We start from the raw sequence: 24,931 nt of genomic DNA on the forward strand, positions 1-24,931 counted from the left end.
GATTCCATGACTGCCACCCACGCACTGCTCACCTGCGCTCTCGTCCTGTCCCTCGGCGCTCCGGCCCGGGCCGCGGACACCCGGTTCCTGCTTTCCGGCGGCCCCGTCGTCAACCAGGGCAGCACCGTCGACCTCACGGGGAAGACCACCGGCGGCTACACCGCCGAGGCCGGCGTCCAGTTCGGCATCCCGTCCTTCGGGCCGGACCTCCTGGTATACGCCGGCTACGCCCACATGCCCAGCCGGGACGGCACGCCCGACCGGCCCACCTTCGAACTGAGCGGCACCCGGGTGGGCGTCGATCTGGTCTACCGCCCCTGGGAGGGTGTCCCCCTCGCGATCCGCACCGGCCCCTCGGTCCACGTGTGGAAGGGCACCCAGCGGGGCGGGGATCCCTCCCTCTACCCCGCCGACAACCACCTGAAGGCCGGCTGGCGCCTGGGCCTCGACTACGACCTCACGAGGAACTGGTCCGCCACCGTGCTCTACACCTTCACCGAGTGGCGGTCCAATGCGGACATCGACCTCGCGACCACCAATCCCAGCCGTCCGGCGTACGTCAGCCTCATGGCCACCTACCGGTTCTGATCCGGATTTCCTTGGAGCCTCACTGCATGAGCGCAGTCTTTTCCCAATTCGACGAGGAGGCCCGGGCCACCCTGGGCGGCCTCCACACCCTTCCCGAGATCCTCGGCCAGCCTGCGCTTTGGCGCAGGATCTGGACCCGGCTCCGCGGGGAGAAGCACCGCCTCTCCACCTTCCTCGACCCCGGGGCCCTGGGCCCGGACCGGGAGATCGTCCTCACCGGGGCCGGCTCCTCCGCCTACATCGGCGAGCTGCTCCAGGGCCGCTACGCCCTGCGCACCGGGCGCGCCGTGCGGGCGGTGCCCACCACCGACATCGTCACCAACCCCGAGGAGGCCTTCCCCCGGAACGTGCCCACCCTGCTCATCTCCTTCGCCCGTTCCGGCAGCAGCCCCGAAAGCGTGGCCGCGCTGGACTGCGCCGAAGCCCGCCTGGAGGACGTCCGGCACCTCGTCGTCACCTGCAACCCCCAGGGCGCCCTGGCGAACCACGCCACCCGCGGCCCCCGGGAGGTGTTCGTCCTGCCGCCGGAGGCCGACGACCAGGGCCTGGCCATGACCGGGAGCTTCACCGGCATGGCCCTGGCCGGGCTGCTGCTGGCGGACCTGGAGGGCCTGGAGGCCGCCGGTGCGCGGGTGGAGTGCCTCGCGAAAGCGGCCGAGCACCTCCTGGCCACCCAGGGCGACCTGTTCCGCCGGCTGGGGGCCCTGCCCTTCACCCGGGCCATCTTCCTGGGTTCGGGCGCCCTGAAGGCCGCCGCGCGGGAGTGCCACCTCAAGCTCCAGGAGCTCAGCAACGGCGCGGTGATCTGCGCCTACGAATCCTTCCTGGGACTCCGCCACGGCCCCAAGGCCGCCATCAACGGAGAGACCCTCCTCGTCTTCCTGTTCTCGGGACGCCCCGGCCACCGGGCCTACGAGGCGGACCTGGTCGATGAGATCCACGGCGGCGCGCAGGGGCTGTTCCACCTTGGCGTAGGCGACGGCCTCCGGGACCCCTCGGACCGGGAAGCCGCCATCCCCCTGGACGGCTCCATGGACGACGAGGAGCGCGCCATCTGCGCGGTCCTGACGGCCCAGATCCTGGGGGTCCACAAGGCCATCGCCCTGGGCCTGCGTCCCGACAGCCCCTCCCCCACCGGAAGCATCTCCCGCGTGGTACGCGGCGTTACGATCTACCCAGCCAGCGAAAGGCAGCGAGGATGACGAGAACCACTGACGTACTCGTGGTCGGCGAACTGAACGTGGACCTGATCCTCGACGGTCTCGCCGGCCTGCCGGAACTCGGCAAGGAGGTCCTGGCCGAGGCCATGACCCTCACCCTGGGCAGCTCCTCCGCCATCTTCGCCAGCAACCTCAGCACCCTGGGCACCAAGGTCGCCTTCCTGGGCCGGGTGGGCGAGGACCTGTTCGGCGACCTGGTGGTGGAGCGCCTGCGCGCCAGGGGCGTGGACACCGCCCTGGTCCTTCGCACCCCGGCCCACGCCACGGGCGCCACGGTCGTCCTCAACCGCGGCGAGGACCGCGCCATGGCCACCTACATGGGGGCCATGGCCCAGCTCACCCTGGCCGACGTCACCGAGGAGCGCCTGGGCTCGGCCCGGCACCTGCACTTCGCCTCGGCCTTCCTCCAGCCCGGACTGTTCCAGGAGATCCCGGCCCTGTTCCGCCGGGCCAAGGCCTGCGGCCTCACCACCTCCTTCGATCCCCAGTGGGACCCCGCGGAGCGCTGGGACCTGGACCTGGCCGCCATCCTGCCCCATGTGGACGTCTTCCTCCCCAACGAGCAGGAACTCCTCAACCTCACCCGGAAGGCCACGATCCCCGAGGCCCTGGAGGCCCTCCGGCCCCACGCGCACACGGTGGTGGCCAAGCAGGGCGCCGCCGGGGCCACCGCCGCCCAGGGACATGCCATCCGCTTCCAGCCCTCCTTCCTCAACAGCCGGGTGGTGGACGCCATCGGCGCCGGGGACAGCTTCGACGCCGGGTACGTCTCCCGCTTCATCGCCGGGGACACCTGCGAGGCCTGCCTGCGCCACGGCTGCCTCATGGGCGCCGTCAACACCACCGCCGCCGGGGGCACCGGAGCCTTCACGGACCTGCCCGCGGTCCTCGCCGTTGCCCGGGAGCGCTTCCATGCCTAGCCTGCGCGAGAAGCTCCTGGAGATGAGGGACCGCAAGGGGGCCCTCCTGGCCGCCAACTACTACAACGCCGAGACCCTCCGCGGGGTCCTGGAGGCCGCCGCGGATCTGGGCCAGCCCATCATCCTGCAGATGACCCGCGGCTCGATCGACTACCTGGGCCTGGCCGTGGCCCTGGCCATGGGCCGCGCCGGCCTGCGCCAGCACGGCGTCGAGGGGTGGATCCACCTGGACCACGCCCTCAGCCTGGACCTGGTCGCGGACTGCCTCCAGGCCGGTTTCGACTCGGTGATGATCGACGCCAGCGAGCAGGACCTGGACCGCAACATCGCCGTGACCCGCCAGGCCGTGGCCCTGGCCCGGGCCACCGGGGCGAACGTGGAGGCCGAGCTGGGGTTCGTGGCCAAGCTCGGCCAGGAGGCCGACCCCGCCGGCCTCACCGACCCCGGCCAGGCCGCGCTGTTCGTGGAGGCCACCGGCGTGGACGCCCTTGCCGTCTCCATCGGCACCGCCCACGGCTTCTACAAGGCCGAGCCCCGCCTGGACCTGGAGCGCCTGGCCAGCATCCACCGCCTCACGGGCGTCCCGCTGGTGCTCCACGGCGGTTCCGGCGTGGGGGAGGCCTCCATCCGCGCCGCGGTGGCCCGGGGGATCTGCAAGGTCAACGTGGCCACCGAGACCAAGGACGCCTTCGTGCGCGGCATCAAGCGCGAGCTCCTGGCCTCCAGCGGCATCGACATCCGCGCCATCTTCCCCCCCGCCATCCGCGACGTGAAGGACCTGATCGCCTCCAAGCTGAGGATGCTCATGGACGAGGACGGCCATGCCTGACCTCCTCACCCTCCAGAAGGACCGCCGCGAAGGCCGGGTGCGCGGGATCTACGCGGTGTGCTCGGCCCACCCTCTGGTCCTGCGCGCCGCCCTGGACCAGGCCGCGGCGGACGGGACCCCCACGCTCATCGAGGCCACCTGCAACCAGGTGGATCAGTTCGGCGGCTACACCGGCATGACCCCCGGCGCCTTCGTCGCCTTCGTCCACGCCCTCGCCGCCGAGGCCGGCTTCGACCCCCGGCGCATCATCCTGGGCGGCGACCACCTGGGCCCCAATCCCTGGCGCGGGGAGGACGCCCGGAGCGCCATGGCCAAGGCGGGCGACCTGGTGGAAGCCTACGTGGCCGCCGGTTTCCAGAAGATCCACCTGGACGCCAGCATGGCCTGCGCCGGCGACCCCGCGGTCCTCCCCGGGCCGGTCGTGGCAGAACGCGCCGCGGCCCTCTGCCTCCGGGCCGAGGAGGCCCGCCAACGCCACCCGGGGCCCGCGCCGGTCTACGTCATCGGCACCGAGGTGCCGCCCCCCGGCGGCACCCAGGACGGCGACCCCGGCCTGCGCCCTACCGCCCCCGGGGACGTGGCGGCCACCCTCGACATCACCCGGGCCGCCTTCCTCCGGCTCGGCCTGGACGGCGCCTGGGAGCGCGTGATCGCCCTGGTGGTGCAGCCCGGCGTCGAATTCGGCCAGGCCGAGATCCACCCCTACCGCCGCGAGGCCGCCCGACCCCTGGCGGCCGCCCTCGCCTCCCGGGCGCCCTGGATGTACGAGGCCCACTCCACCGACTACCAGACCCCCGAGGCCCTGCGCCAGCTGGTGGAGGACCGCTTCGCCATCCTGAAGGTGGGCCCCTGGCTGACCTACGCCTACCGGGAGGCCCTCTTCTCCCTGGAGGCCATCGCCCATGAGCTGCACGCCTTCAACCCCGCGCGCCCCCGGCCCCGCCTCGCCGAGGTCCTGGAGGCCGTCATGCTCGGCAACCCCATCCACTGGAAGAACCACTACCATGGGAAGGAAGGCGAACTGGCCTTCGCCCGCAGGTTCAGCCTGAGCGACCGTTCCCGGTACTACTGGGCCGACCCGGACGTGGTCGCCGAGGTGGCGCGCCTCTTCGAGCTCACCGAGGGTCCGCTCCCGCTGGAACTGCTCAGCCAGTACCGCCCCCTGGAATACGACGCCGTGCGGGAAGGGCTCCTCCCGCCCACCGGCAGGGCCGTGGCCATCCATGCCGTTCGCCGCGTGCTGGGGCACTATGCCGCCGCCTGCCAACTCCAAGGATCCCCATGCTGAAGCAGACCTGGTTCCTGTACACCCTCGTCACCGTCCTCGCCTGGGGCCTGTGGGGCGCGCTCATCGATACGCCGGCGGCCGCGGGCTTCCCCGAGACCCTCGGCTACATCGTGTGGGCCGTCACCATGATCCCGCCCTGCCTGGTGGCCCTGGCCCGGGTGGGGTGGCGGGTGGAGACGGACCGCAGGTCCGTGGTCTACGGATGCCTCGCGGGCTTCCTGGGCGCCGGCGGGCAGCTGGTGCTCTTCAAGGTCCTGCGCATCGCGCCCGCCTACCTCGTCTTCCCCTTCATCGCCCTCTCGCCCCTGGTCACCATCATCCTGGCCCTGGTCATCTCGCGGGAGCGGGCTTCGGCGCGGGGGTGGGCCGGCATCGCCCTGGCCCTGGCAGCCGGCATCCTGCTGGCCTACGCCCCTCCCGGAGCCAAGGCCGGCCCGGGCCTCCTGTGGGTGGGCCCGGCCCTGCTGGTGTTCCTGGCCTGGGGCTTCCAGGGTTTCGTCATCTCCCACGGCAACAAGTCCATGCGCGCCGAGAGCATCTTCTTCTACATGACCGTGACGGGGCTCCTCCTGGCGCCCGCGGCCTGGTTCATGACCGACTTCAGCAGGACCATCAACTGGGGCTTCCGCGGCCCCTGGCTGGCGGCCCTGATCCAGGTGCTCAACGCCGTGGGAGCCCTGCTCCTGGTGTACGCCTTCCGCCACGGCAGGGCCATCATCGTCTCCCCCCTCATCAACGCGGGCGCCCCCGTGGTGACCATCGTCATCTCCCTGGTCCTGTTCCGCACGCTGCCCCTGGCCCCGCAGGCCCTGGGCATGGCCGCGGCCCTGGCGGCGACCCTGCTCATGGGCTGGGAAGACGAGAAGCCCGCCCAGGCCTGAACCCGGAGGTCCCCCCATGACGATTTCCAAGCTCCTCCCGGCCCTGGTCTGCGTCGTGGCCGCGGCCGCGCCGCTCAAGCTGGCCGGACCCCGCGCGGAATTCCAGGTGCTGCCCTCCGGGCGCATCCTGGCCACCCGGCTCGAAGGAGGCCGGCGCCTCACCCTGGACGCCGGACCCGGCCGGGAGGCGCCGGTGCTGGACCTGCGCCGGGCCCAGGCCGCCGGCGGCCGCATGGAGGTGCCCTTCCTGGGCGCCCCCGCCAGGACCCTGATCCTGGAGCTGCGGGGCGAGGCCCTGCTCGCCTCCATCCGGGTCGTCAACCCCCAGGCCCGGCCCCTCCCGCTCGCGGCCCAGACCGTGCTCCGCACCCGGATGGCAGCGGGTCCCCTCCATTCGTTCCAGGGCTCGAGCGTCGAATGGGGCGAGGACGAAGTGCTCGAGCCCGGACCCGGAACGCGTCCCAACGCCATGGGCGCCATGAACCCCAATGGCCTGGGCGGAGGGATTCCCGTCGCCGCGTTCTGGAACGCCGCCACCTGCGCGTCCCTGGGCTTCCTGACGACGGGCGCCTGCGCCCTTCCGGTCACCGGCGGCCCCGGCGGCACCACCGCCGCCCTCGTCCTGCCGGCGCGGACCCTCGCGCCCCACGAGACCTGGACCTCCCCCCGGTGCTACGTCTCGGTCCACGCCGGGGACTTCTACGATCCCCTGCGGCTCTGGTCCACGCTCATGGGGCGGAGCCCCAAGGCTCCGCCCGCGACGGCCTACGAGGCCACCTGGTGCAGCTGGGGCTACGGCTTCGACATCACGCCCGCGCAGATGGAGGGCGTGCTCCCCAAGCTCAAGGACCTGGGCCTGGCCTGGGCCACCCTCGACGACCGCTGGTTCGACGCCTACGGCGACTGGAAGCCCCGCCCCGACACCTTCCCCGGCACGTCCCTGCGCGACCTGGTGGACCGGTACCACAGGGCCGGCGTGAAGGTGCAGCTCTGGTGGCTCCCCCTCGCCGCCGAAATCCCCAACGGCAAGGGGGAGTCCCACCGCTACCGCCAGTCCCGCGTCGCCCAGGACCATCCCGAGTGGCTCGTGCTGGACCCCGCGGGCCGCCCCGCCCTGATGGTCCGGGACCTGGCCGTCCTGGATCCCGCGCTGCCCGAGGTGCGCGCCTACTTCCGGGCCATGGCGGCCGGCTTCATCCGGGATACCGGCTTCGACGGCTTCAAGATGGACAATGTCTACGCCGTCCCCCCCTGCTACAACCCGGCCCACCACCACGCCTCCCCCGACGAATCCACCCGCGCCGCCGCCGAGGTCTACCGGGAGATCCAGGAGACCGTCCACGCCCTCAAACCCGAGGCCGTCATCCAGATCTGCCCCTGCGGCACCCTGCCTTCAGCGGACTGGCTCCCCTTCCAGGACCAGGGCGTCACCGCCGACCCCGTGGGCGCCGTCCAGGTCCGCCGGCGCATCAAGATCCTCAAGGCCCTGATGGGCCCCGCCGCCGCCGTCTTCGGCGACCACGTGGAGCTCAGCGCCATGTCCCGGGAAGGCCATGACGACTGGTTTGAAACCGGCGAGGATTTCGCCTCGACCCTGGGCACCGGCGGCGTGGTGGGCACCAAGTTCGTTTGGCCCCCCACCGGGGTGGTGCCCAAGTCCGGCCCCGTGGACCTCACCCCCGCCCGGGAAGCCACCTGGCGGAAGTGGCTCGCGCTCTACGACCGGAAGGGCCTCTCCAGCGGCACCTTCCTGAACCTCTACACCCTGGGCGTGGACCGTCCGGAAGGCTACGCCGTGGCCAAGGACGGCATCCTCCACTACGCCTTCTACGCCCCGGGCCCCTGGCGGGGCGAAGTTGAACTGCGGGGCCTCCGGCCCGGCTCCTACCGGGTGCGCGACTACGCCGAAGGCCGGGACCTGGGCACGGTGACCTCCGCCGAGGGCAGGCCGCCCCGCCTCGCCGTCGCCTTCACGGACCACCTTCTCCTCGAGGCCGCCCCATGAACCCAGCCGCCATCCTCCTCCTCGCCACGACCCTCGGGGCCCAGTCCCCCGACCAGCTCCTCCTCAAGGACTACCGCCCCCGGTCCATCTACCGGATCCCCGTCACCCGCGTGGAGAGGGCCCGGTTCCCGGTGGTGGACATGCACTCCCACGCCTACGCGGAAACCGATGAACAGGCCGCGGCGTGGGCCGCCACCATGGACCGGTCCGGCATCGAGCGCACGGTGGTGCTGGTCACCGGCGGGGGCGCCGACTTCGACGCGGCCGTGAAGCGCTACGGGAAGTTCCCGCGCCACTTCGAGCTCTGGTGCGGCATCGACTTCACCGGCTCCGGCCGGCCCGGATTCGCGGAAGGCGTCGTGGCCGAGCTTCGCCGCTGCCGCGCGGCCGGGGCCAAGGGCGTGGGCGAGGTCACGGACAAGGGCGGGGGCCTCGCCGGCAACGCCGGGGGCATGCACCTGGACGACCCGCGCATGGATCCCATCCTGGAGGCCTGCGCCGACCTGGGCCTGCCCATCAACGTCCATGTCGGCGAGGACCAGTGGATGTACGAGCCCGCGGACGCCTCCAACGACGGCCTCATGAACGCCTTCACCTGGAAGATCGCCGACTCCCCCGCCATCCTCCGCCACGACCAGGTGCTGGCCACCCTGGACCGGGCCGTCGCCAGGCATCCCCGGACGACCTTCATCGCGTGCCACCTCGCCAACTGCTGCCAGGACCTCGCCCAGCTGGCGGCCCTCCTGGACCGCCACGCCAACCTCTACGCCGACATCGGGGCGCGCTTCGCCGAGACCGCCCCCGTGCCCAGGGCCGCCGCGAAGTTCATCGGCAGGTACCAGGACCGGCTCCTGTACGGCACGGACATGGGCATGGACGCCGCGATGTACCAGATCACCTTCCGCATCCTGGAAACCGAGGACGAGCACTTCTACGAGGTGGAGCAGTTCGGCTACCACTGGCCCCTGTACGGCTTCGGCCTGGAGCCCGGTATCCTGCGCAAGCTCTACCGCGACAACGCCCTTGCCCTCATGAAGCGCGTCGCGCGGAACTGACATGCCCCTCCTCCTGATCGCCGCCCTCGCCCTCTCGGCCCCCTCCGGGCTCAGCATCCAGACACCCCTGCTGCGGGTGGAGTTCGACGACCACCTGCGCAGCCGCGTCGTCACCCGTTCCGGGGACCGGGAGCGGCCCCTGGGACCCTTCTCCGAATCCGACGCCCTGGAAGGGACGCGGGCCACCTTCACGGTGGTGGCCCACCGCAGGGAACCCGTCGCCGACACCTTCGGACAGGGGGAGCGCCTGGTGCTCGAAGGCGCCTCCGGCCCGCTCCGCAAGACGGTGGCGGTCACCGTCTACACCGCCTGGCCGGGTCTTGCCCTGTTCGACGTGGACTACACCAACGCCGGGCCCGCCCCCATTCGCACCACCGGCTGGACGCGCAATGCCTACACGCTGGACGCGGCCCCGGCCTGGTGGTCCTTCCAGCCGGGTTCCTACGAGAAGCGCCCCAACTGGATCCTGCCCCTGCGCCCCGGCTTCCGCCAGCGCAACTTCCTCGGCATGAACGCCACCGACTACGGAGGCGGCACGCCCGTGGCGGACGTGTGGACCCGCGAGGGGGGCCTTGGCGTCGGGCATCTCGGCAAGGAACCTGAAGCCGTGTCCCTCCCCGTGGCCATGGACCGGGGCGGCCGGGTCCGCGTCGGGCTCCGCATGGACGGGTCGGCCTCCCTGGCCCCGGGCGCGACCCTGCGCGGCCTGCGCACCTTCATCTCCGTGCACCGCGGGGACTGCTTCGAGACCCTGGCCTCGTACCGCCGCCTCATGGCCCTCCAGGGATTCAGGATGGCCGAGGCCCCCCCGGCCGCCTTCGACCCCATCTGGTGCGCCTGGGGCTACGGCAGGACCATGCGCCCCGCCCAGATCTACGGCACCCTGCCCACCGCACAGCGCCTGGGCTTCGCATGGGCGACCGTGGACGACGGCTGGCAGGACAACTACGCCGACTGGCGCGAAGACCCCGGGAAGTTCCCCGCCGGCGGCCCGGGCCTGAAGGCCATGGCGGACCGCATCCACGCCGGCGGCATGCGCGCCCAGCTCTGGTGGGCGCCCCTCATGGGCCAGCGCGGCAGCCGCTTCGAGCGGGACCACCCCGGATCGGCCCTGCTGGAGCCTGACGGTTCCCGGCGGCGGATCTCCTGGTGGCCCACCTACTACCTCTGCCCCGCCGACCCAGCCGTGATCGAGCACACCCGGGCCCTGGTCCGGACGATGATCGGAACCTGGGGCTTCGACGGGCTGAAGCTGGACGGCCAGTACCTCAACGGCATCCCGCCCTGCCACAACCCCGCCCACCACCACGCCGACCCCGGGGAGTCCTCCCGGGCCATCCCCGCCTTCATCCGCATGATCACCGAAACCGCCCGCGCCCTGAAACCCGGGGCCCTGGTGGAATTCTGCCCTTGCGGCACCGCCTATGCCTTCCACACCATGCCGGAATTCAACATGGCCGTGGCGTCCGATCCCCACGACTCCTACCAGGTCCGTACCAAGGGCAAGCTCCTGAAGGCCCTCATGGGCGACGGCGTGGCCTACTTCGGCGACCACGTGGAACTGAGCGACCATGCCGCGGATTTCGCCTCCACGCTGGCGGTGGGCGGCGTGCCGGGCTCCCAGTTCGTCCTGCCTTCCCTGGCCCGCAAGCGCAGCACGTCGGACCTGACCCCGGCCCGTGAGCGGGACTTCGCCAAGTGGCTCGGGATCTACGCCGCCACCCGGCTCTCCCAGGGCGAATACCTGGGCTCGCTCTACGACCTGGGCTTCGACCTGCCCGAGACCCACGCCGTCCGGAAAGGGGAGGTCCTCTACTACGGAAGCTTCGCCAGCACCTGGAAGGGCGCCCTGGAACTGCGCGGCCTGGAGCCTCGAGCCTACCGGATCACGGACTACGAACACGGCCTCGACCTGGGCACCGTGCAAGGCCCGACCGCGAGCCTCAAGGTCGCCTTCAAGGGCCACCTGCTCCTGCGGGCCACCCCCCAGTAGCTACGCGGGCGGCTTGGCGGCAGGCCGTCCGTTCCCTTCCTCGTTCGACGCTTCGGGCGAGCGCGGCAGGCGGATGCCCATCACAATCATCGGCGAAGCGAGCCCCCCCAGGACCGCGCCCCAGCGGTGCGCGCCGGGCAGGCTGACCCAGCCCGCCCCCCCCGGCAGGAAGGCGGCCCCGGACCAGGCCTCCGCCACCAGCTTCGCCCCCAGCAGGCCCAGCAGCAGGAACCCTTCCGCCCGCGTCCCCCGCTCCCGCGCCAGCGCGGCCCCGGCCATGGACCAGGCGGCGCAGGCCAGCCCGGAGGCCCCCCGGTACGTGCCCCCGTTCAGCCCGGGCAGCAGGACCAGGCTCAGCACCGGCGCCACCAGGAACAGCCCCAGGAGCATCCGCGGCCAGGCCCGGACCGGCACCAGCGCGAAGGGGACGCCAAGGGCCGCCAGGTCCAGCAGGGCGTGCCCCACCCCGAAATGGACGAGGTGGCACGTCCAGAGGCGCCAGAGCCCGGCCCCCCCGAGGACGAACGGGTTCAACGCCGGCGCCGCCACAGCGCCGCGGCCAGGGCCAGCCCGGCCAGGACCTCCACGCCCCCGAAGGACCCGCCGAAGTCCTTCCCGCCGGTCTGCTTCAGGGACTGGCCCTGCCGGTCGATGACGTCGACGCCCTTGCGTCCACCGGACGCCACCTGGGCCTTGAAGGTCTCCACCTCGGTCTCCAGGTTTTTCGCCAGTTCCTTCATGGCCAGCTCCAGCCCCCGGCCGGAGTTCGCCCGGAGCCGCTCCTCCCGGTTCACCAGCGTGGAGCTGCCCTTCACGACGCTCTGGCCCGGGGCCCGCAGCAGGAAGGTGCGGGTGGGCACGTGGAAGACGGCGGCGTCGATGAGGGTGCGGGTGTCGTTGCTGTCACCGGGGAGCACGTAGGCCCCGACGATGGAAAGGTAGGCGAAGGCGTACCACTTGGGGTCGGTGTACTGGATCTGGTCCACGCTCACCAGGGCCATGACGTCCACCCCGTACATGCGGGACACCTGGTCCAGGTTGTCGAAGCCGCCCCGGGCCGTGAGGTAGCTGGAGGGGATGACCTTGATCTCGCCCACCCAGGACCTGCCCTTGAAGGCCTCCTTCACCACGTCCAGGAGGGGCCTCTCCCCCGCCGGGGTTACGAGGTTGGAGACCCTCCAGGAGCCGGTGGTGGAAGGCACGAAGACCACGCCCAGCTTCAGGGGCAGGGTCAGGCGCGCCCCGGCGGGGTTGGGCGCCGGCGCCGCGTCCCGCTTGGGATAGAGGTAGTCCATGAGCCCGCTGCGCTGGGAGCGGGTCTGGGGCCCCAGGCAGCCCGGGGCCAGCAGGAGGGCCATGCCGGCCATCATCGCGAAGATCGGCTTGGGTCCTGCGGCCATGGCTGCTCCGGGTGGTTGAATCAAGGGATTGTATTACGGGAAGCGCAATCGGGTGCAAAATGGGCGCATCCATCCCAGGTGTCCCCATGCGCCCGCCCATCCTCATCATCCCCGGCCACCGGAACTCCGGACCCGGCCACTGGCAGAGCCTCTGGGAGGCCACCCTCCCCGGAGCCCGCCGCGTCGAGATGCCCAACTGGGACTTCCCCCACCGCCCCGACTGGGTGGAGGCCCTGGACGCCGCCGTGCGCAGGGCAGGGGAGGACGCCCCCCCCATCCTCGTGGCCCACTCCCTGGGCTGCCTCGCCGTGGCCCACTGGGCCGACGCCTACCGGCGCCCCATCCACGCCGCGCTCCTGGTGGCCCCAACCGACGTGGAGACCCCCGAAGGCCTGGCGGAGTACCCGTCCTGGGCGCCCATCCCCCTCCACAGCCTGCCCTTCCTGAGCCGGGTGGCGGCCTCCAGCAACGATCCCCACGTGACCCTGGAGCGGGCGCGGTTCTTCGCCGACGCCTGGCGGAGCCGCTTCACGGACGTGGGGCCCAAGGGGCACCTGAACACCGCCTCGGGCCATGGTTCCTGGGCCCAGGGCGAAGGGCTCCTGGAGGACCTCACCTGACGAGCATCGCCTCCAGCCTGGCGTCCCCGTATGCCGTGGCCCTGGCCAGCAGGTCCTGGGCCTGGGCCAGCAGGGACGCGCAGGTGGCCTTCATGGCCTCGTTGTAGGCGGCGTCCTTGATGTCCTTCAGGTTGATCAGCACGTTCCAGAGCCCGCCCCGCACGCCGGCGAAGGCGATGGTGAAGCCCACCATCGTGTCGGTGATCGAGGCCGGGTTCCCGTGGTGCATGGCCAGTTCCGCGGCCTCCATGGCCTCCAGGCAGGTGCGGGCGGTGCCCAGCGGCACGTCCACGGCCAGCTTCAGGCCGTCCTGCATGGCCTGCTCGCGCGCGGCCTTCTCCGCGGGGGTGCCCGCCGGCAGGCGCCGGGCCTCCATGTACGCCGTGAAGGCGTCGGTGTCCTCGTCCACCGCGAGCACCAGGGCGTCCTTGGCCTTCTGGGCCTTCTCGGCCGCCTCCCGCAGTTCGGGGGCTCCCGTCTGGGTCAGGTTGGCCACCATGGAGGCGAGGGCCGCGCCCAGGGCGCCGGCCAGCGCCGCGATGGACCCGCCGCCGGGCGCCGGGGTGTCCCGGGACACCTCGTCCACGAAGGCCGAGCCCGTCATGGCCATGAGGCCCTTGGGATAGGCGCGGGGCAGCCCGATGACCTTCTTCTCCACGTCGAAGGGCGAAACGTCCGCCAGGCCCATGGAGAACACCGCGTTCTCAAGCACGTCCCCCACCGGCACGAAGGGGCTCTTCCCCTGGACGCGCAGGTAGTGCTGCCCGGCCTTGTACAGCGCCTGGAACGGCACCAGCCCCACGATCTCGCTGCCCGTCACCACCAGTCCGCGCTCCACGGCCATGCGCCGGGTGGCCTCCAGCACGTCCACGGGGCTGGTCACCTTGTAGTCCGTGAGGTTGATGGAGAGCTGGGCCCGCTTGTACTGGTCCACGTACCACCCGATGGCCTTGCAGTGCCTGAAGAGACCGGCGCGGTGCACCTTCCGTCCCACGACCCCCTTTCCGGCATCGATGTCGTTGAGCTTGAGCAGGTGGCGCAGGTCGTAGCCGTGCTCCGCCCGGCAGTGGGCCTCCACCTCCTCGAAGCTGGCGAAGTCGGACCCGCAGTTGCCGCAGGGGAAGCACCCCTCCCTGTAGAACAGGATCTCGCCGGAGCTGTAGTAGGCGTCCTTCTGGCCGCGGCGGGCCACGCGGCCCTTCTCGCGCAGCTCGAAGGCGATGTCGGTGGCGTGGTTCTTGTCCCGGCTGTTGAGGGTGACGTTGTAGGCCACCAGGAACTCCCGGGCGCCGGTGATCAGCGCGCCGGCGCGGGCGTCGAAGCGCGCCGGGCCGAAGTCGGGGGCCCACTGGGGATCCTTGAGCTTCTCCTCCAGGCCCTCGTACTCGCCCTTGCGCACCACCGCGAGGTTCCTGCGCTCGGGGCGGCTCGCGGCGTGCTCGTAGAGGTAGACCGGCAATTCCAGCTCGCGCCCCACCCGCTCGCCCAGGGTCCGGGCCAGGGCGGCGCAGTCCTCAAGGTTCACCCCCTCCACCGGCACGAAGGGGCACACGTCGGTGGCGCCCATGCGCGGATGGGCGCCGGCGTGGGAGGCCATGTCCAGCACGCGCGCGGCGGTGCTCACCGCCTGGAAGGCGGCCTCCACCACGGCCTCGGGGCTCCCCACGAAGGTGACCACCGTGCGGTTGGTGTCGGCCCCGGGATCCACGTCCAGCAGGCGCACGCCGGCCACCGCCTCGATGGCGTCGGTGATCTGGCGGATCTTAGCCAGGTCGCGGCCTTCGGAGAAATTGGGAACGCATTCCACCACCTGGTGAGCCATCGTGTGCCTCGCGAAAAATCGTTCATTCAAAGATGCCCTGGGGAGCACCCGGGGCCAAGCGGCTTGTGACAACCATCGCAGGGGGAATGCCCGTGATTCCGTTCTAGTTATTGAATTTCGTGGATTTTGCGACCAATTCTCGCTATTCTGTTCCCTCGTTCTGGAAGGCGCTCCGGTCTGCGTCCTTCACCCGGCCGGAGCCGGGTTCCTGCTTCGAAATCCCATTCCTGCCCTGACCGGGGCCCGCGCACACGAAAACGCGGGAGGGCCCAACCAGGAGCATCAATGTCATTCGATAATCTCGGCCTCATGCCGGAGCTGCTGCGTGCTGTGCGCGACCAGGGCTACGAAGTCCCCACCCCCGTCCAGGAGCAGGCCATCCCCGCCATCCTCGACGGCCGCGACCTGCTCGCCGGCGCCCAGACCGGCACGGGCAAGACCGCGGGCTTCGTCCTGCCCATCCTGCAGCTGCTGGCCCCCAACGCCAACTCCAGCGCCTCCCCGGCCCGCCACCCCATCCGCTGCCTCATCCTCACCCCCACCCGCGAGCTGTGCATGCAGATCGAGGAGAGCGTGCGCACCTACGGCCGCCACCTTCCCCTGCGCTCCACCAGCGTCTACGGCGGCGTGAACATCAACCCCCAGGTCAAGGCCCTGCGTTCGGGCGTGGAGATCCTGGTGGCCACCCCCGGGCGCCTCCTGGACCACTACGGCCAGAACAACCTGAACTTCTCCCACCTGGACTTCCTGGTGCTGGACGAAGCGGACCGCATGCTGGACATGGGCTTCATCCGCGACATCCGCAAGATCCTCGCCCTGCTGCCCACCAAGCGCCAGAACCTGCTCTTCTCCGCCACCTTCAGCGACGAGATCCGGGACCTGGCCAGCGCCTTCCTGAAGAACCCCGCCTTCATCGACGTGGCCCGACGCAACGCCCCCACCGACCTGGTGGAGCAGATCGTCCACCCCGTGGACCGGGACCGCAAGCGCGCCCTCCTCTCCCACCTCATCCGCAGCCAGCGCCTCCAGCAGGTCCTGGTCTTCTGCCGCACCAAGCACGGCGCCAACCGCCTCTCCGAGCAGCTGGAGACCGACGGCATCGCCTCCATGGCCATCCACGGCAACAAGAGCCAGCCCCAGCGCATCAAGGCCCTGGAGGACTTCAAGGCCGGCCGCATCACCGTCCTGGTGGCCACCGACATCGCCGCCCGGGGCCTGGACATCGACCAGCTGCCCCACGTCGTGAACTACGAGCTCCCCCACGTGCCCGAGGACTACGTGCACCGCATCGGCCGCACCGGCCGCGCCGGCACCGAGGGCAAGGCGCTCAGCCTGGTCTGCGTGGACGAGGCCCGGCTCCTCAAGGACATCGAGAAGCTCCTCAAGCGCGACCTCCCCTCCGAAGTGGTGCCCGGCTTCGTGCCCGACCCCAACGCCAAGGCCGAGCCCATCGTCCTCGGCCGCGGCGGACAGCGGCCCGGCGGCGGCCAGCGCCCGGGCGGCGGTGCCCGGCGCCCCGGCTCAGGCGGAGGGCGTCCCTCCTCCTCCCGCGCCCGCAGGTAGCAGCGCCCCGAAGCTCCGCCTCAGGTCCTCCACATCGAACGGCTTCTTGATGAATCCCGAGAAGCCGTAGGTGCGGGCCAGCTCCTGGCCCTGCTCCGGGTCGCAGCCCGAGAACAGGAGCCCGGGCATGCCCGGACGCAGCTCCCGGATCAGCCGGAACGCCGTCGTCCCGTCCATGCCCGGCATATTGGCGTCCATGAGCACCACGCTCACCCCGTCCCCGGCGCTGCGGATGGCCTCCACGGCCTCCTCCCCGCCCGAGGCCAGGAGCACCGCGCGCCCCGTCATCTCCTCCAGCAGCCGGGACACCACCCGGAGCACCTCGGGGTCGTCGTCCACCACGAGGATGGCCCCGGGGCCCCCCTGGATGGGGGCCAGGTCCGCCACCGCCCGGCCGCCCACGGACCAGAGGATGCGGATGCGCACCCCGGAGTCGGGCATGCTCTCCACCCACAGCCCCGCGCGGTGCGCCCGGGCGATGCCCAGCACCGAGGAGAGGCCCAGGCCCCGCCCGGCCTCCTTGGTGGTGAAGTAGGGGTCGAAGATCCGGTGCAGCTCCTCCCGCAGGATGCCGGGCCCGTCGTTCTCCACCACCAGCTCCACGCACGCGCCGGGCGGCGGGTGGAGGATCCACACGCCGTCGGCCGGGTTGAAGGTCCCGGGCCGCCGCGCCAGGACGCGGATGCTGCCCTTGTGGTCCCCCATCGCCTCCACGGCGTTGACCACCATCGCCTTCACGCAGTGGGCCAGCTGGTCGGGGTCCAGCACCACCCTGGGCAGCCCCGGGGCGGCCGCCGCTTCCAGGCGGATGCCCGGCGTGGCCAGGTTCCCGGCGATCTCCAGGACCCGCGCCCCCAGGTCCACCGGCACCGGCGCGCTGGCGCCCTTGCCGCTGTACTGCTGGATGAACTGGGTGATGCGCTTGGCCTTCACCAGGGACCCGCGGGCCCATGCCAGGGCCTGGGCGGCCTTCGCCGGGTCCCCGGAGCTGGACTCCAGCAGATCCAGGCTGGTCCAGACGCCTTGAAGGATATTGTTGAAATCATTGGAGATGTTCCCAGCCAGGAGCCCGAGGCTCTCCTGCTTGGCCGTTTGCCTTAGCGCCTCCTCCGCCCGGCGGAACCGGCTGATGTCGGTGCAGGTGGTGAGGTAGCTCACCACGTCCCCGCTGGCGTCCCGCTCCGGCGAGGTCCTGCCCAGCACCCAGAGCTCCTGCCCCTTCGTGTTCAGCAGCCGGAACTCCGTCTCGTGCACCTGCTTGAACTTGCGCGCCGCCTTCCAGCCCTCCAGGATCCGCTCCCGGTCCTCGGGATGGATGACCTTGGCCCACTTCCGGCTGAGCACCAGGGCCGCGGACAGGCCCGTCATGCGCTCATAGTGGCTGTTGACGTACATGCAGGCCCCGTCCAGGCCGAAGCGGAACACGATCACCTCGACCGATTCCGCCAGGGAGGCCAGGCGCCCCTCCGTGGCCTTCAGGTCCGCCTCCGCCGCCACGCCCTCGGTGATGTCGTGCAGGGTCGCCCACAGGTAGGTCTTGCCCTTCACCTCCACCGGGGCGGCGTACACCTCCACCTCCCGGGTCTCCCCGGAGGCCAGGCGGTAGGTGCGCTGGACCTTCTCCCCCCCCATCAGGACGATGTGAGCCATCTCCTCGGTGAGCCGGGGCTCCTCCATGCCGTTGAACTGGGAGATGCACATGGTGCGCAGGGTGGCGAGATCGTAGCCCAGGAAGGCCTCCGCGGCCGGGTTGGCGTCCAGGATCCAGCCGCCCTCCGGCGCCAGCAGCAGCTTGATGCCGTTGTCGGCCAGGAACAGCGCCCGGAACTGCGCCTCCCGCTCCTGGAGCCCATCCAGGAGGGCCCGCATGCGGGCCTCGCTCTCCCGGTGCGCCGTCTCCATGCGCTGGTAGTCCGTGATGTCCTGGCACTGGCACACGGATCCGGCGACCTCCCCTTCCGGCCCGATCCACAGCGCCTTGCTGAAGAGGATGTGGCGCACCTCGCCGTCCTGCCTCCGGATGTCGGCGGTGTACACCTGCCGGCCCCCGGTCCGGAACAGCTCCTCGTCCCGGGCCTCGATGAGCCGCGCCTCCTCCGCGGGCACCAGGTCCCGGACCCTCCGCCCCAGGATCTCCTCCCGGGACCTGCCCACGTAGAGCTCCATGGCCCGGTTGCACCCGACGTAGACGCCTTCCCGGTCCTTGAAGAAGACCGGGTTCGGGAGACTCTCCAGCACGTCGCGGAGGAGGCCCTCCTCCAGCGCTCCCCGGTTGGCGTCCTTGCGCTCGATCATCGTCCTCCCCGGCCACCTGCGTTTCTGAGGCAGTATAAATAGGAGAGGTTGGAAATATTACCGATTATTTCTCCGGTCCCCGACGACCCGGGCCGGCACCCCCCCCACGATGGCCCAGGCCGGCACGTCCCGGGTCACCACCGCCCCCATGGCCACCACGGCGTGGTCTCCGATGGAAACCCCGTCCGTGACCCCGGCGTTGGCCCCGATCCACACGTCCCTGCCCACCTGGATGCCCACCGACCTCACCGGCTGCTCCCGCACGGGCCGGCCGGGATCCAGCCCGTGGTCGAAGGCGTAGAGCGCCGCGCCGGAGGCGATGCGGGTCCCCTCTCCGACGGTGATCCCCTTGGCCCCCCCGTCCAGCGAGGCCCGGGCATTGACGGAGACGTCGGGGCCCAGGGTGATGGGCCCGTGCAGGAAGGCGTCCGCCGCCACCGAGCACCCCGCCCCCAGCACCACCGCCCGCCCCGGCTCCCCGAAGATCCGCGCCTCCGGCGCCACGAAGCATCCCGGGCCGATCTCCACCGTCTCCTGGTCCCTCAGCCGCGCCTGCACCTCCTCCTGCCAGGCCAGGGCCCAGGTCCGGTGGCGGTCCTTCAGGGCGAAGTACAGCCAGGGCATCCAGGACAGCCTGAGCTTGTGCTGGTCCCGGTAACGCGCCAGATCGACGTCCATCGGTTCTCCATCCCGTCCGGAACCTTTTCCCGGCGCGGCACCCAGATTCTAGCGGGAGACGGGTCCCTGGCGGCGGATGCGGAAGGTGCACGGCCGGGGGAAACCCCGCGGAAGGGGACGGACGCCACCGGGGTGGGACCGTGCAGGCTACCTGGGGGAGCGCCCCCCCTCCAGTCCCGCTCGGCCTTCAGGGTCAGTCCTGAATCCCGGCGGGACCTCCTCGCCGGAGCACCCGCCCAAGCGCCATGGGACCCGCCACGGTCGTCAGGAGGATCGCTCCCACGATCCCCGCCTGCACCGCAGGGGAGAGCAGGGGGGCGCCATGGAACTGGCTCTGGGCCCCCACCGCCACGAAGATCAGGCCCACCTCTCCGCGGGGCACCATCCCCCAGCCCACCACCGAAGCCCGCAACCCGCCCCCGGCCACGTAGCCTGCAACATACTTCCCGGCGATTCCAAGCGCCCCCAGCACCCCCGCGAACAGCAGGGTGGACGGCGCCGCCAGCGCCCGCACGTCCACCCGCGCCCCCATGAGCACGAAGAAGATGGGCGCCATGACCATGACCAGGGGGTGGAGCAGGGATTCCAGCGAGTGGGCCTCCCGCTCCTCCAGCAGTTCCACGTTCGCGGGCTCCAGGATCAAGCCTGCCGCGTAGGCGCCCACGATGGGCGCCAGCCCCGCCAGCCCGCTGAGCCAGGCCAGGAAGAAGGCGAAGGCCAGTCCCAGGGGCAACAGGACCTGTTCGCTGCGCAGCCGGCTGGCAAGCCTGAACAGATGCGGCGTGACCCAGCGCCCCAGGGTCAGGGCCCCAATCAGGAAGACCAGGGCCAGCCCCAGCGTCCGCCCCAGACGGCCCCAGGGCAGGGAGCCGCCCCCTTCCGAAGCCGCCACCAGCCCGCTCACCGCCACCAGCACCAGGAGGCCCAGCACATCGTCGATGACCGCCGCTCCCACGATGACGCGTCCCTCCTTCGACCGCGCCGCCCCCTGCTCCCGCAGCACCTGCACGCTGATGCCGATGCTGGTGGCGCAGAGGCAGGCCCCGATGAACAGGTCCACCACGAAGGGCGTCCCGGCCGGCAACAGGAACTTGGCCCCGAGGAGCCCAGCCGCCATGGGCAGGACCACCCCCAGCGAGGCCACCCGCAGCGAAGCCGCCCCCACCTTCATCATCTGGGACACCGTGGACTCCAGCCCCACCGCGAACATCAGCAGGATCACACCCAGGTTGGCCAGCACTTCCGCGCCCGGGGAGGCCGCCACGTCCGGAAAGGCCGGCAGGACCTGGTGAACCGCCGCCAGAACAAGCCCCGCCGACAGCTCGCCCGCAACGGACGGTAACCCCACCCGCACCGCCACCTCGCCTCCCAGCTTGGCAGCGACCCAGATGAGCGCCAGGAGGGCCAGGGTCCCCGCGAAAGGATCGTTCACCAGCATCGCGAGCACCATTGGACCCCCCCTGTGCAGGAATTTCCCATCCTACCATTCAGGGCCGGAACGCCATCCCATCCTCCAGGAGGGAGCGCACCAGGGCGCGGTCCTTCCGCCAGGCCGCCTCCGCCGCCCCGAGCTCGTCTGGCCCGAAGAAGGCATCCTTCCGCCGTTCCTCCACCCGGAGCCGCAGGACGCGGCCGTCCGGCTCCAGGGCCGCCTTCCAGGAGAGGACCCGGAAGCTCGTCTCCCCCGCGGCCTCGGCCAGGATGGGGCGGACCGCCGCCGGCAGCTCCAGGGTCGCGTCCAGCACGACCGTGCCTGTGCGCCGGGACACCACCGGAAGCTGGCGCTTCCTCCCCGCCGGCGCGAAGGCCGGAGGCAGTCCCGGCAGTCCCAGGGGTGTGCGCAGCACCCACGCCGAACCTTGCTGCCCAAGCGCCCCCGGGCCCGAGAGCTTGAGGGTGACGCCGAAGGGCCGCTCCAGGTCCAGGGGATCCCCCAGCTCAAGGACCTCGACCTTCCCGTTGATGGCCTGGTCCAGGACCTCCGCCTCCACGTACGCCCGGAAATCCGCGCGGGTCAGGGCCTGGGCCCGGCTCCGGAGCCCCCAGAGGCCTCCGGTCTCCAGGAGCCGGGCCTCGCCCGCGAGCCCGCCCGAGGCGTCCACGGTTCCCTTGAGCGTGACGGTCACGGCTCCCGCCATCACCGCACCGGCCGGCACGGCAGCCCACTGGCCGCCCCCTGGCAGGCAGATGAGAAGCTTTCCGTCCCGGTGCGCCGGCCCCAGCCGCCCCAGGGGCGTAAAGGGATCCGTGGGGTCCACCAGCAGGAACCGCCCTTTGGGGGTGACCACCTCCGCCTCCAGGCCCAGCGGCGTCTCCAGGCGCAGCGCCGCAACCACGTGGTCGAAGGTGTCCCGCGCGGGCCCCGCGATCTCAGCGTCCAGCACGGGTCCCACCTGCATGCGCGCCAGCACGGGAAACCCCTCGAACCCCGCCGCCCGGGCCTGGGCCAGGTAGAGGCAGGTCAGGTCCTTGCAGTCGCCGTAACCCTTGCGCGCCACCTCCACCGAGGTCTCCGGGACGTTGGAGCGCTCCGGGGAAAGATAGACCTGCTTGTAAACCAGATCCCGCCCCAGCCGCCTCCAGATGGCCTGGAGCCCCGCCAGCCCCGGACCCGCGCCGGGCACGGGCAGCACCTTGGGAGCGAAGATCCCCTGGTACCAGCCCGCCAGGCTGTCCCAGGAGGCCAGGATCCCCGTGCCCGCCCAGCGCGGGTCGAGGAAGCGCACCTCCACCGCCGGCAACTGGCGGTGGGGGAAGGGGCTGGCCGGCTCGGCCAGGGGCTGGGCCGGCACCTGGGCCACCCGCACCGCGGCGCCGCCCTGCCCGGCCGGAAGCCAGGGCTGGAAGCGCAGCCTGCGCACCTGGATCCCGACCCCGTCGCCGGCGGAGGCCTCGAGCTCCCAGCGTCTTACGGGGTGGGTCTCCATCACCGGGCAGGTCCACGGATCCTTCAGGGAGGTGAACGCCTCCTCCACCTCGAAGGCCACCAGGCTGCCCTCGGTGGCCCGGCGCAGCTGGGCCACCTGGGCCGTCCTGCGGTCGAAGGAGGCCTCCGCCGTATCCCCGAAGGTGGCCTTGTCGCGACCTTCCAGCTTCACCAGCTCGCCGTCCGGCCTGAGGTTCCAGCCCTTCAACTCCCGGATCCGCGAGGCGCCCTCCAGCAGCCCCCGCCGCACGAAGCCCGCCTCCTCCAGCCCCCGGCCCCGGAGGATCTTCACCAGGCGGAACTCCCGGATGCGCACCTCCCCGTTCCCCGCGTAGGCCAGTTCCCGGCGCGACAGGAGCACCCAGGCCTCGGCCCCCGCAGGCGGCGTCTCCAGGGCCGCCTCCCGGGCCGGGGCCTGGGCCCAGCCCGGCAGCCGGCCCAGATCCGGAACCGCCGCGGCGGCCTGGAAAAGGCAGAGCGCGACCAGGCCCAGGGCCCTCATTTCGCGGCTTCCGCCGACTTCTCCAGGGTGATCTCCGGGTAGACCACCGCCCGCACCGCCTGCAGGTAGTCCTTGAGGGACCCGTAGGCGGCGGGAAGGTTGTACGCGGAGAGGGTGCTGGCCTTCATGCGCGCCGTGAGGTCCCCGCTGTCCGGGTCCTGGCGCACCTCCAGCGTGACCGTGCCCCACTGGGTGGACTTGATGCGAACGACGGGGGCCGCCAGGATGTAGCCCCGGGGCACCTTGACCGTGCTCTGGGCCTCCTGGATGCCCAGGTAGGGCAGGATGATGGGATCCATCCGCTGCGCAGGCAGCGAAGCGGGGAGGTACAGCGCCGCGTCCATCCCCGGGAAGGGGTTCACCTTGAGGATCCGCCCCGGCTCCACCGGCAGGGTGGCCTCGGCAGTGCAGGCCAGGGGCCGGGTCACATCCAGGGCATGGGCCACTTCCGCCCGTGACACCGTCAGCCCGCCCTTCTCCAGGGTCCCCTTGAACCACGCTTCCCGCTGGGTCGGCGACTGCTTGCCCAGCGTCCTGCGCGCCAGGAGGGCGGAGGCCCCCGTGAAGGCCGCCTCCACCCGGACCCTGGCAACCTCCTCCGTCAGGTCCACCTGGTAGGTGAAGGTCCGCCCGTTGGAGCTCGCCGGGGCGAACCGGATCTCCTGGAATCCGGCCTTCCAGGTGACCCCGTCGAAGGTCAGCGCCTTGGTGCCCTGGTAGTAGTAGGGCACCTCGCCAGGCGGCACCATCCGGCCCAGGGGATCCAGCCACAGGACCGGCTGCCCGGGCTCCTCCACCCCCAGCAGGTAGTGGGTGAACTGGTACGGCGTGCGCACTTCGGGATTGACCACCCACTGCCTCCGGTCGGCCACCATGGCCACCTTGGGCTGGAGCCCCTCGTCCAGCAGCACATGGAACAGGACCTTCACCATGCCGCCGTCGTTCACGAACCCCGTCTTGGCCGCGTAGTTCAGGTTCGAGACCCCCGCCTCGTCCACCGCGTGCCGGGCCAAGGGATCGGGCTTTTCGTCGTACAGCAGCTGGTCGAGGTTCACCATCCGCCTGGAAAGGCGCTCGGCGATGAGCCGGGCCCGCTCCCGGGGCCCGCCCGTCAGGTCCTTGCGGACCTCGGCCGAGAACGCGCGGTAGGCCTCCCCCTTGGCCACCTTCTCCAGGAACCAGTGCTTGTAGGCGAGGTCCACGACCTTCTGCCAGTACTCCACCGCCGGCCCCTTGGCCAGGTAGGCCAGGCCGTCGATGGGCCGGTAGAAGAGCACCTTGGGCACCGGGCGGTGCACCTCCAGGGAGAAGGGCGCCTGGGGCAGGGCCGGCAGGTTCCGGAACAGGTAGGTCGACCCCATGGACCCCGAGCCCTCCACCATGTCATACCCGCTTGTCGAGAAGAACAGGAAGGGCCACCCGATCTCCTTGGCGCGCTGCACCATGGCCACCTTCGTGGGGTATGCGGAACCCAGGCTCCAGAAATGGAAATCTCCGCAACGCACGGGCAGCGTCCCCTTGTCCTGGAGGGACATCCGGCTCAGTTCCGCCTTTCCCCGTTCCGTGGCCTCGCGCCAGCGCACCTCCACCACGCAGTCCGCCGTCACTCCCGGAGGGATCAGCACCCCTTCGTTCACCGACCCGTCCACGGTGGAAACCACCTTGCGCACCAGGAAGTCCTCCCGCCTGCCGATGGCCTGCACCTTCCCGTCCGGCTGCGTAACCTGGCCCTCGAGCGAGAGGAGATCCGGCGGCAGATCCGTGAATTCCACCGCGGCCATCCCCGCCTGGCTGAGGATCCGCACCCGGATCGTCTGCTCGAGGTAGTTGGGCTGGAAATCGAGCTTGCGCTCCAGGATGACGGCCCCCCCCGCCACCAGGGCCGGATCGCCCTTCATGGCCCAGGTTTCGTTGGGGATCGGTGCCCATCTCGCCCCCGCCAGCGGCAGGGCAAGGAAGGAGAGGAACAGAAGGGCAGTCCGTTTCATCAGAGCCTCGGATCGGGTTGGGATTATCGACAAGTTTCCCATCCCTACCGTTTGGCCGTAAAGCTATTCCGGGCGCAGCGCGACCATGGCGTCGATGAAGAGGAAAAACCCCTTCGAGTTCCAGGACAGCCTCAATAGGCCACCTTTGGCCCCCCACGCGGGAAAAGCGAAAGGCCCTCTCGAGGGCCTTTTCACATCCTTGATTCGTTTGGTGCCCGGAGACGGATTTGAACCGCCGACACATGGATTTTCAGTCCATTGCTCTACCAACTGAGCTATCCGGGCCTAGCGTTCCATCGTATCAGGCCCCCCCGAGTTTTCAAGTGCGAAACCTGCGCTGGTCGGGCATGCTTGAATG

General features: G+C 71.2%; 17 protein-coding genes, 1 tRNA gene and 2 pseudogenes. 11 read left to right on the forward strand and 9 right to left on the reverse strand.

The window, feature by feature from the left end; translation table 11 throughout:
* Nucleotides 1–6 precede the first annotated feature (6 nt).
* The 9 genes from ACZ5MC_RS00225 to ACZ5MC_RS00265 are packed head-to-tail and all read left to right on the forward strand — an operon-like array spanning nt 7 to nt 10,779.
* Nucleotides 7–588, forward strand: coding sequence for an outer membrane beta-barrel protein (locus ACZ5MC_RS00225; RefSeq protein WP_306598240.1), 582 nt, complete (start codon nt 7–9; stop codon nt 586–588).
* A gap of 26 nt (nt 589–614) precedes the next feature.
* Nucleotides 615–1,790, forward strand: coding sequence for an SIS domain-containing protein (locus ACZ5MC_RS00230; protein WP_464516807.1), 1,176 nt, complete (start codon nt 615–617; stop codon nt 1,788–1,790).
* The gene (locus ACZ5MC_RS00235) at nt 1,787–2,728 is read left to right on the forward strand and encodes a carbohydrate kinase family protein (RefSeq protein ID WP_464516808.1); all 942 of its coding nucleotides are present in this window, start codon (nt 1,787–1,789) and stop codon (nt 2,726–2,728) included. Before ACZ5MC_RS00230 ends, ACZ5MC_RS00235 begins: the two co-directional genes overlap by 4 nt.
* Nucleotides 2,721–3,557 (forward strand): class II fructose-bisphosphate aldolase, encoded by an 837-nt coding sequence (locus ACZ5MC_RS00240; RefSeq protein ID WP_464516809.1) that lies wholly within the window; start codon nt 2,721–2,723, stop codon nt 3,555–3,557. The genes ACZ5MC_RS00235 and ACZ5MC_RS00240 overlap by 8 nt, the downstream gene beginning before the upstream one ends.
* Nucleotides 3,550–4,845 carry a class II D-tagatose-bisphosphate aldolase non-catalytic subunit gene (locus ACZ5MC_RS00245; protein WP_464516810.1) on the forward strand — a complete coding sequence of 432 codons (1,296 nt, stop codon included), beginning with the start codon at nt 3,550–3,552 and terminating at the stop codon, nt 4,843–4,845. The genes ACZ5MC_RS00240 and ACZ5MC_RS00245 overlap by 8 nt, the downstream gene beginning before the upstream one ends.
* Nucleotides 4,839–5,726, forward strand: a complete 888-nt coding sequence (locus tag ACZ5MC_RS00250) for an EamA family transporter (RefSeq protein WP_306598245.1) — start codon at nt 4,839–4,841, stop codon at nt 5,724–5,726. Before ACZ5MC_RS00245 ends, ACZ5MC_RS00250 begins: the two co-directional genes overlap by 7 nt.
* Before the next feature lie 16 nt (nt 5,727–5,742).
* Nucleotides 5,743–7,731: a glycoside hydrolase family 36 protein gene (locus tag ACZ5MC_RS00255; protein ID WP_464516811.1), complete on the forward strand. Its 1,989-nt coding sequence runs from the start codon at nt 5,743–5,745 to the stop codon at nt 7,729–7,731.
* On the forward strand, nt 7,728–8,786 hold the full coding sequence (locus ACZ5MC_RS00260) for an amidohydrolase family protein (RefSeq protein ID WP_464516812.1): 1,059 nt from the start codon (nt 7,728–7,730) through the stop codon (nt 8,784–8,786). Before ACZ5MC_RS00255 ends, ACZ5MC_RS00260 begins: the two co-directional genes overlap by 4 nt.
* A 1-nt stretch (nt 8,787) precedes the next feature.
* Entirely contained in the window at nt 8,788–10,779 is a 1,992-nt protein-coding gene (locus ACZ5MC_RS00265) for a glycoside hydrolase family 36 protein (protein ID WP_464516813.1), read from the forward strand.
* On the opposite strand, the gene ACZ5MC_RS00270 is transcribed toward ACZ5MC_RS00265, so the two are convergent.
* Complete coding sequence (locus tag ACZ5MC_RS00270; RefSeq protein ID WP_464516814.1) at nt 10,780–11,313, reverse strand: rhomboid family protein; 534 nt, start codon at nt 11,311–11,313, stop codon at nt 10,780–10,782. It abuts the gene before it with no gap.
* Nucleotides 11,310–12,179 (reverse strand): rhombotarget lipoprotein, encoded by an 870-nt coding sequence (gene rhlP / locus ACZ5MC_RS00275; RefSeq protein WP_464516815.1) that lies wholly within the window; start codon nt 12,177–12,179, stop codon nt 11,310–11,312. The genes ACZ5MC_RS00270 and rhlP overlap by 4 nt, the downstream gene beginning before the upstream one ends.
* Nucleotides 12,180–12,265: 86 nt before the next feature.
* Between rhlP and ACZ5MC_RS00280 the strand changes: the two genes are divergently transcribed.
* A complete protein-coding gene (locus ACZ5MC_RS00280; RefSeq protein WP_306598249.1) occupies nt 12,266–12,799 on the forward strand; it encodes an RBBP9/YdeN family alpha/beta hydrolase in 534 nt (177 codons plus the stop codon).
* Here the strand turns inward: ACZ5MC_RS00280 and ftcD are convergent.
* Nucleotides 12,792–14,621 carry a glutamate formimidoyltransferase gene (gene ftcD, locus ACZ5MC_RS00285; RefSeq protein WP_464516816.1) on the reverse strand — a complete coding sequence of 610 codons (1,830 nt, stop codon included), beginning with the start codon at nt 14,619–14,621 and terminating at the stop codon, nt 12,792–12,794. The two genes, ACZ5MC_RS00280 and ftcD, sit on opposite strands and share 8 nt — an antisense overlap.
* A 285-nt stretch (nt 14,622–14,906) precedes the next feature.
* Here ftcD and ACZ5MC_RS00290 point away from each other — a divergent pair.
* Nucleotides 14,907–16,234 (forward strand): annotated as a pseudogene (locus ACZ5MC_RS00290) (DEAD/DEAH box helicase).
* A gap of 25 nt (nt 16,235–16,259) precedes the next feature.
* Here ACZ5MC_RS00290 and ACZ5MC_RS00295 read toward each other — a convergent pair.
* The 6 genes and pseudogenes from ACZ5MC_RS00295 to ACZ5MC_RS00320 form a co-directional block, all read right to left on the reverse strand.
* Nucleotides 16,260–18,479: pseudogene (locus ACZ5MC_RS00295) on the reverse strand (hybrid sensor histidine kinase/response regulator); the annotation flags it as partial.
* A 57-nt stretch (nt 18,480–18,536) separates the two neighbouring features.
* Nucleotides 18,537–19,157 carry an acyltransferase gene (locus tag ACZ5MC_RS00300; RefSeq protein ID WP_306598253.1) on the reverse strand — a complete coding sequence of 207 codons (621 nt, stop codon included), beginning with the start codon at nt 19,155–19,157 and terminating at the stop codon, nt 18,537–18,539.
* 193 nt (nt 19,158–19,350) lie between these two features.
* A complete protein-coding gene (locus tag ACZ5MC_RS00305; RefSeq protein WP_306598254.1) occupies nt 19,351–20,607 on the reverse strand; it encodes a cation:proton antiporter in 1,257 nt (418 codons plus the stop codon).
* Between the two features lie 37 nt (nt 20,608–20,644).
* Nucleotides 20,645–22,585 (reverse strand): transglutaminase-like domain-containing protein, encoded by a 1,941-nt coding sequence (locus ACZ5MC_RS00310; protein WP_464516817.1) that lies wholly within the window; start codon nt 22,583–22,585, stop codon nt 20,645–20,647.
* The gene (locus ACZ5MC_RS00315) at nt 22,582–24,573 is read right to left on the reverse strand and encodes a hypothetical protein (RefSeq protein WP_464516818.1); all 1,992 of its coding nucleotides are present in this window, start codon (nt 24,571–24,573) and stop codon (nt 22,582–22,584) included. The genes ACZ5MC_RS00310 and ACZ5MC_RS00315 overlap by 4 nt, the downstream gene beginning before the upstream one ends.
* 209 nt (nt 24,574–24,782) lie before the next feature.
* A tRNA-Phe gene (locus ACZ5MC_RS00320) sits at nt 24,783–24,858 on the reverse strand.
* Nucleotides 24,859–24,931 lie beyond the last annotated feature (73 nt).

Source organism: Mesoterricola sp. JemC181 (genome assembly GCF_055384585.1).

Bases quoted from the DNA above. Each gene is read 5' to 3' on its own strand.
- ACZ5MC_RS00265 (WP_464516813.1), top strand. From the start codon at position 8,788: ATGCCCCTCCTCCTGATCGCCGCCCTCGCCCTCTCGGCCCCCTCCGGG.
- ACZ5MC_RS00230 (WP_464516807.1), top strand. From the start codon at position 615: ATGAGCGCAGTCTTTTCCCAATTCGACGAGGAGGCCCGGGCCACCCTG.
- ACZ5MC_RS00255 (WP_464516811.1), top strand. From the start codon at position 5,743: ATGACGATTTCCAAGCTCCTCCCGGCCCTGGTCTGCGTCGTGGCCGCG.
- ACZ5MC_RS00240 (WP_464516809.1), top strand. From the start codon at position 2,721: ATGCCTAGCCTGCGCGAGAAGCTCCTGGAGATGAGGGACCGCAAGGGG.
- rhlP (WP_464516815.1), bottom strand. From the start codon at position 12,179: ATGGCCGCAGGACCCAAGCCGATCTTCGCGATGATGGCCGGCATGGCC.
- ACZ5MC_RS00245 (WP_464516810.1), top strand. From the start codon at position 3,550: ATGCCTGACCTCCTCACCCTCCAGAAGGACCGCCGCGAAGGCCGGGTG.
- ACZ5MC_RS00310 (WP_464516817.1), bottom strand. From the start codon at position 22,585: ATGAGGGCCCTGGGCCTGGTCGCGCTCTGCCTTTTCCAGGCCGCCGCG.
- ACZ5MC_RS00300 (WP_306598253.1), bottom strand. From the start codon at position 19,157: ATGGACGTCGATCTGGCGCGTTACCGGGACCAGCACAAGCTCAGGCTG.
- ACZ5MC_RS00305 (WP_306598254.1), bottom strand. From the start codon at position 20,607: ATGGTGCTCGCGATGCTGGTGAACGATCCTTTCGCGGGGACCCTGGCC.
- ftcD (WP_464516816.1), bottom strand. From the start codon at position 14,621: ATGGCTCACCAGGTGGTGGAATGCGTTCCCAATTTCTCCGAAGGCCGC.
- ACZ5MC_RS00315 (WP_464516818.1), bottom strand. From the start codon at position 24,573: ATGAAACGGACTGCCCTTCTGTTCCTCTCCTTCCTTGCCCTGCCGCTG.
- ACZ5MC_RS00235 (WP_464516808.1), top strand. From the start codon at position 1,787: ATGACGAGAACCACTGACGTACTCGTGGTCGGCGAACTGAACGTGGAC.
- ACZ5MC_RS00260 (WP_464516812.1), top strand. From the start codon at position 7,728: ATGAACCCAGCCGCCATCCTCCTCCTCGCCACGACCCTCGGGGCCCAG.
- ACZ5MC_RS00250 (WP_306598245.1), top strand. From the start codon at position 4,839: ATGCTGAAGCAGACCTGGTTCCTGTACACCCTCGTCACCGTCCTCGCC.
- ACZ5MC_RS00225 (WP_306598240.1), top strand. From the start codon at position 7: ATGACTGCCACCCACGCACTGCTCACCTGCGCTCTCGTCCTGTCCCTC.
- ACZ5MC_RS00280 (WP_306598249.1), top strand. From the start codon at position 12,266: ATGCGCCCGCCCATCCTCATCATCCCCGGCCACCGGAACTCCGGACCC.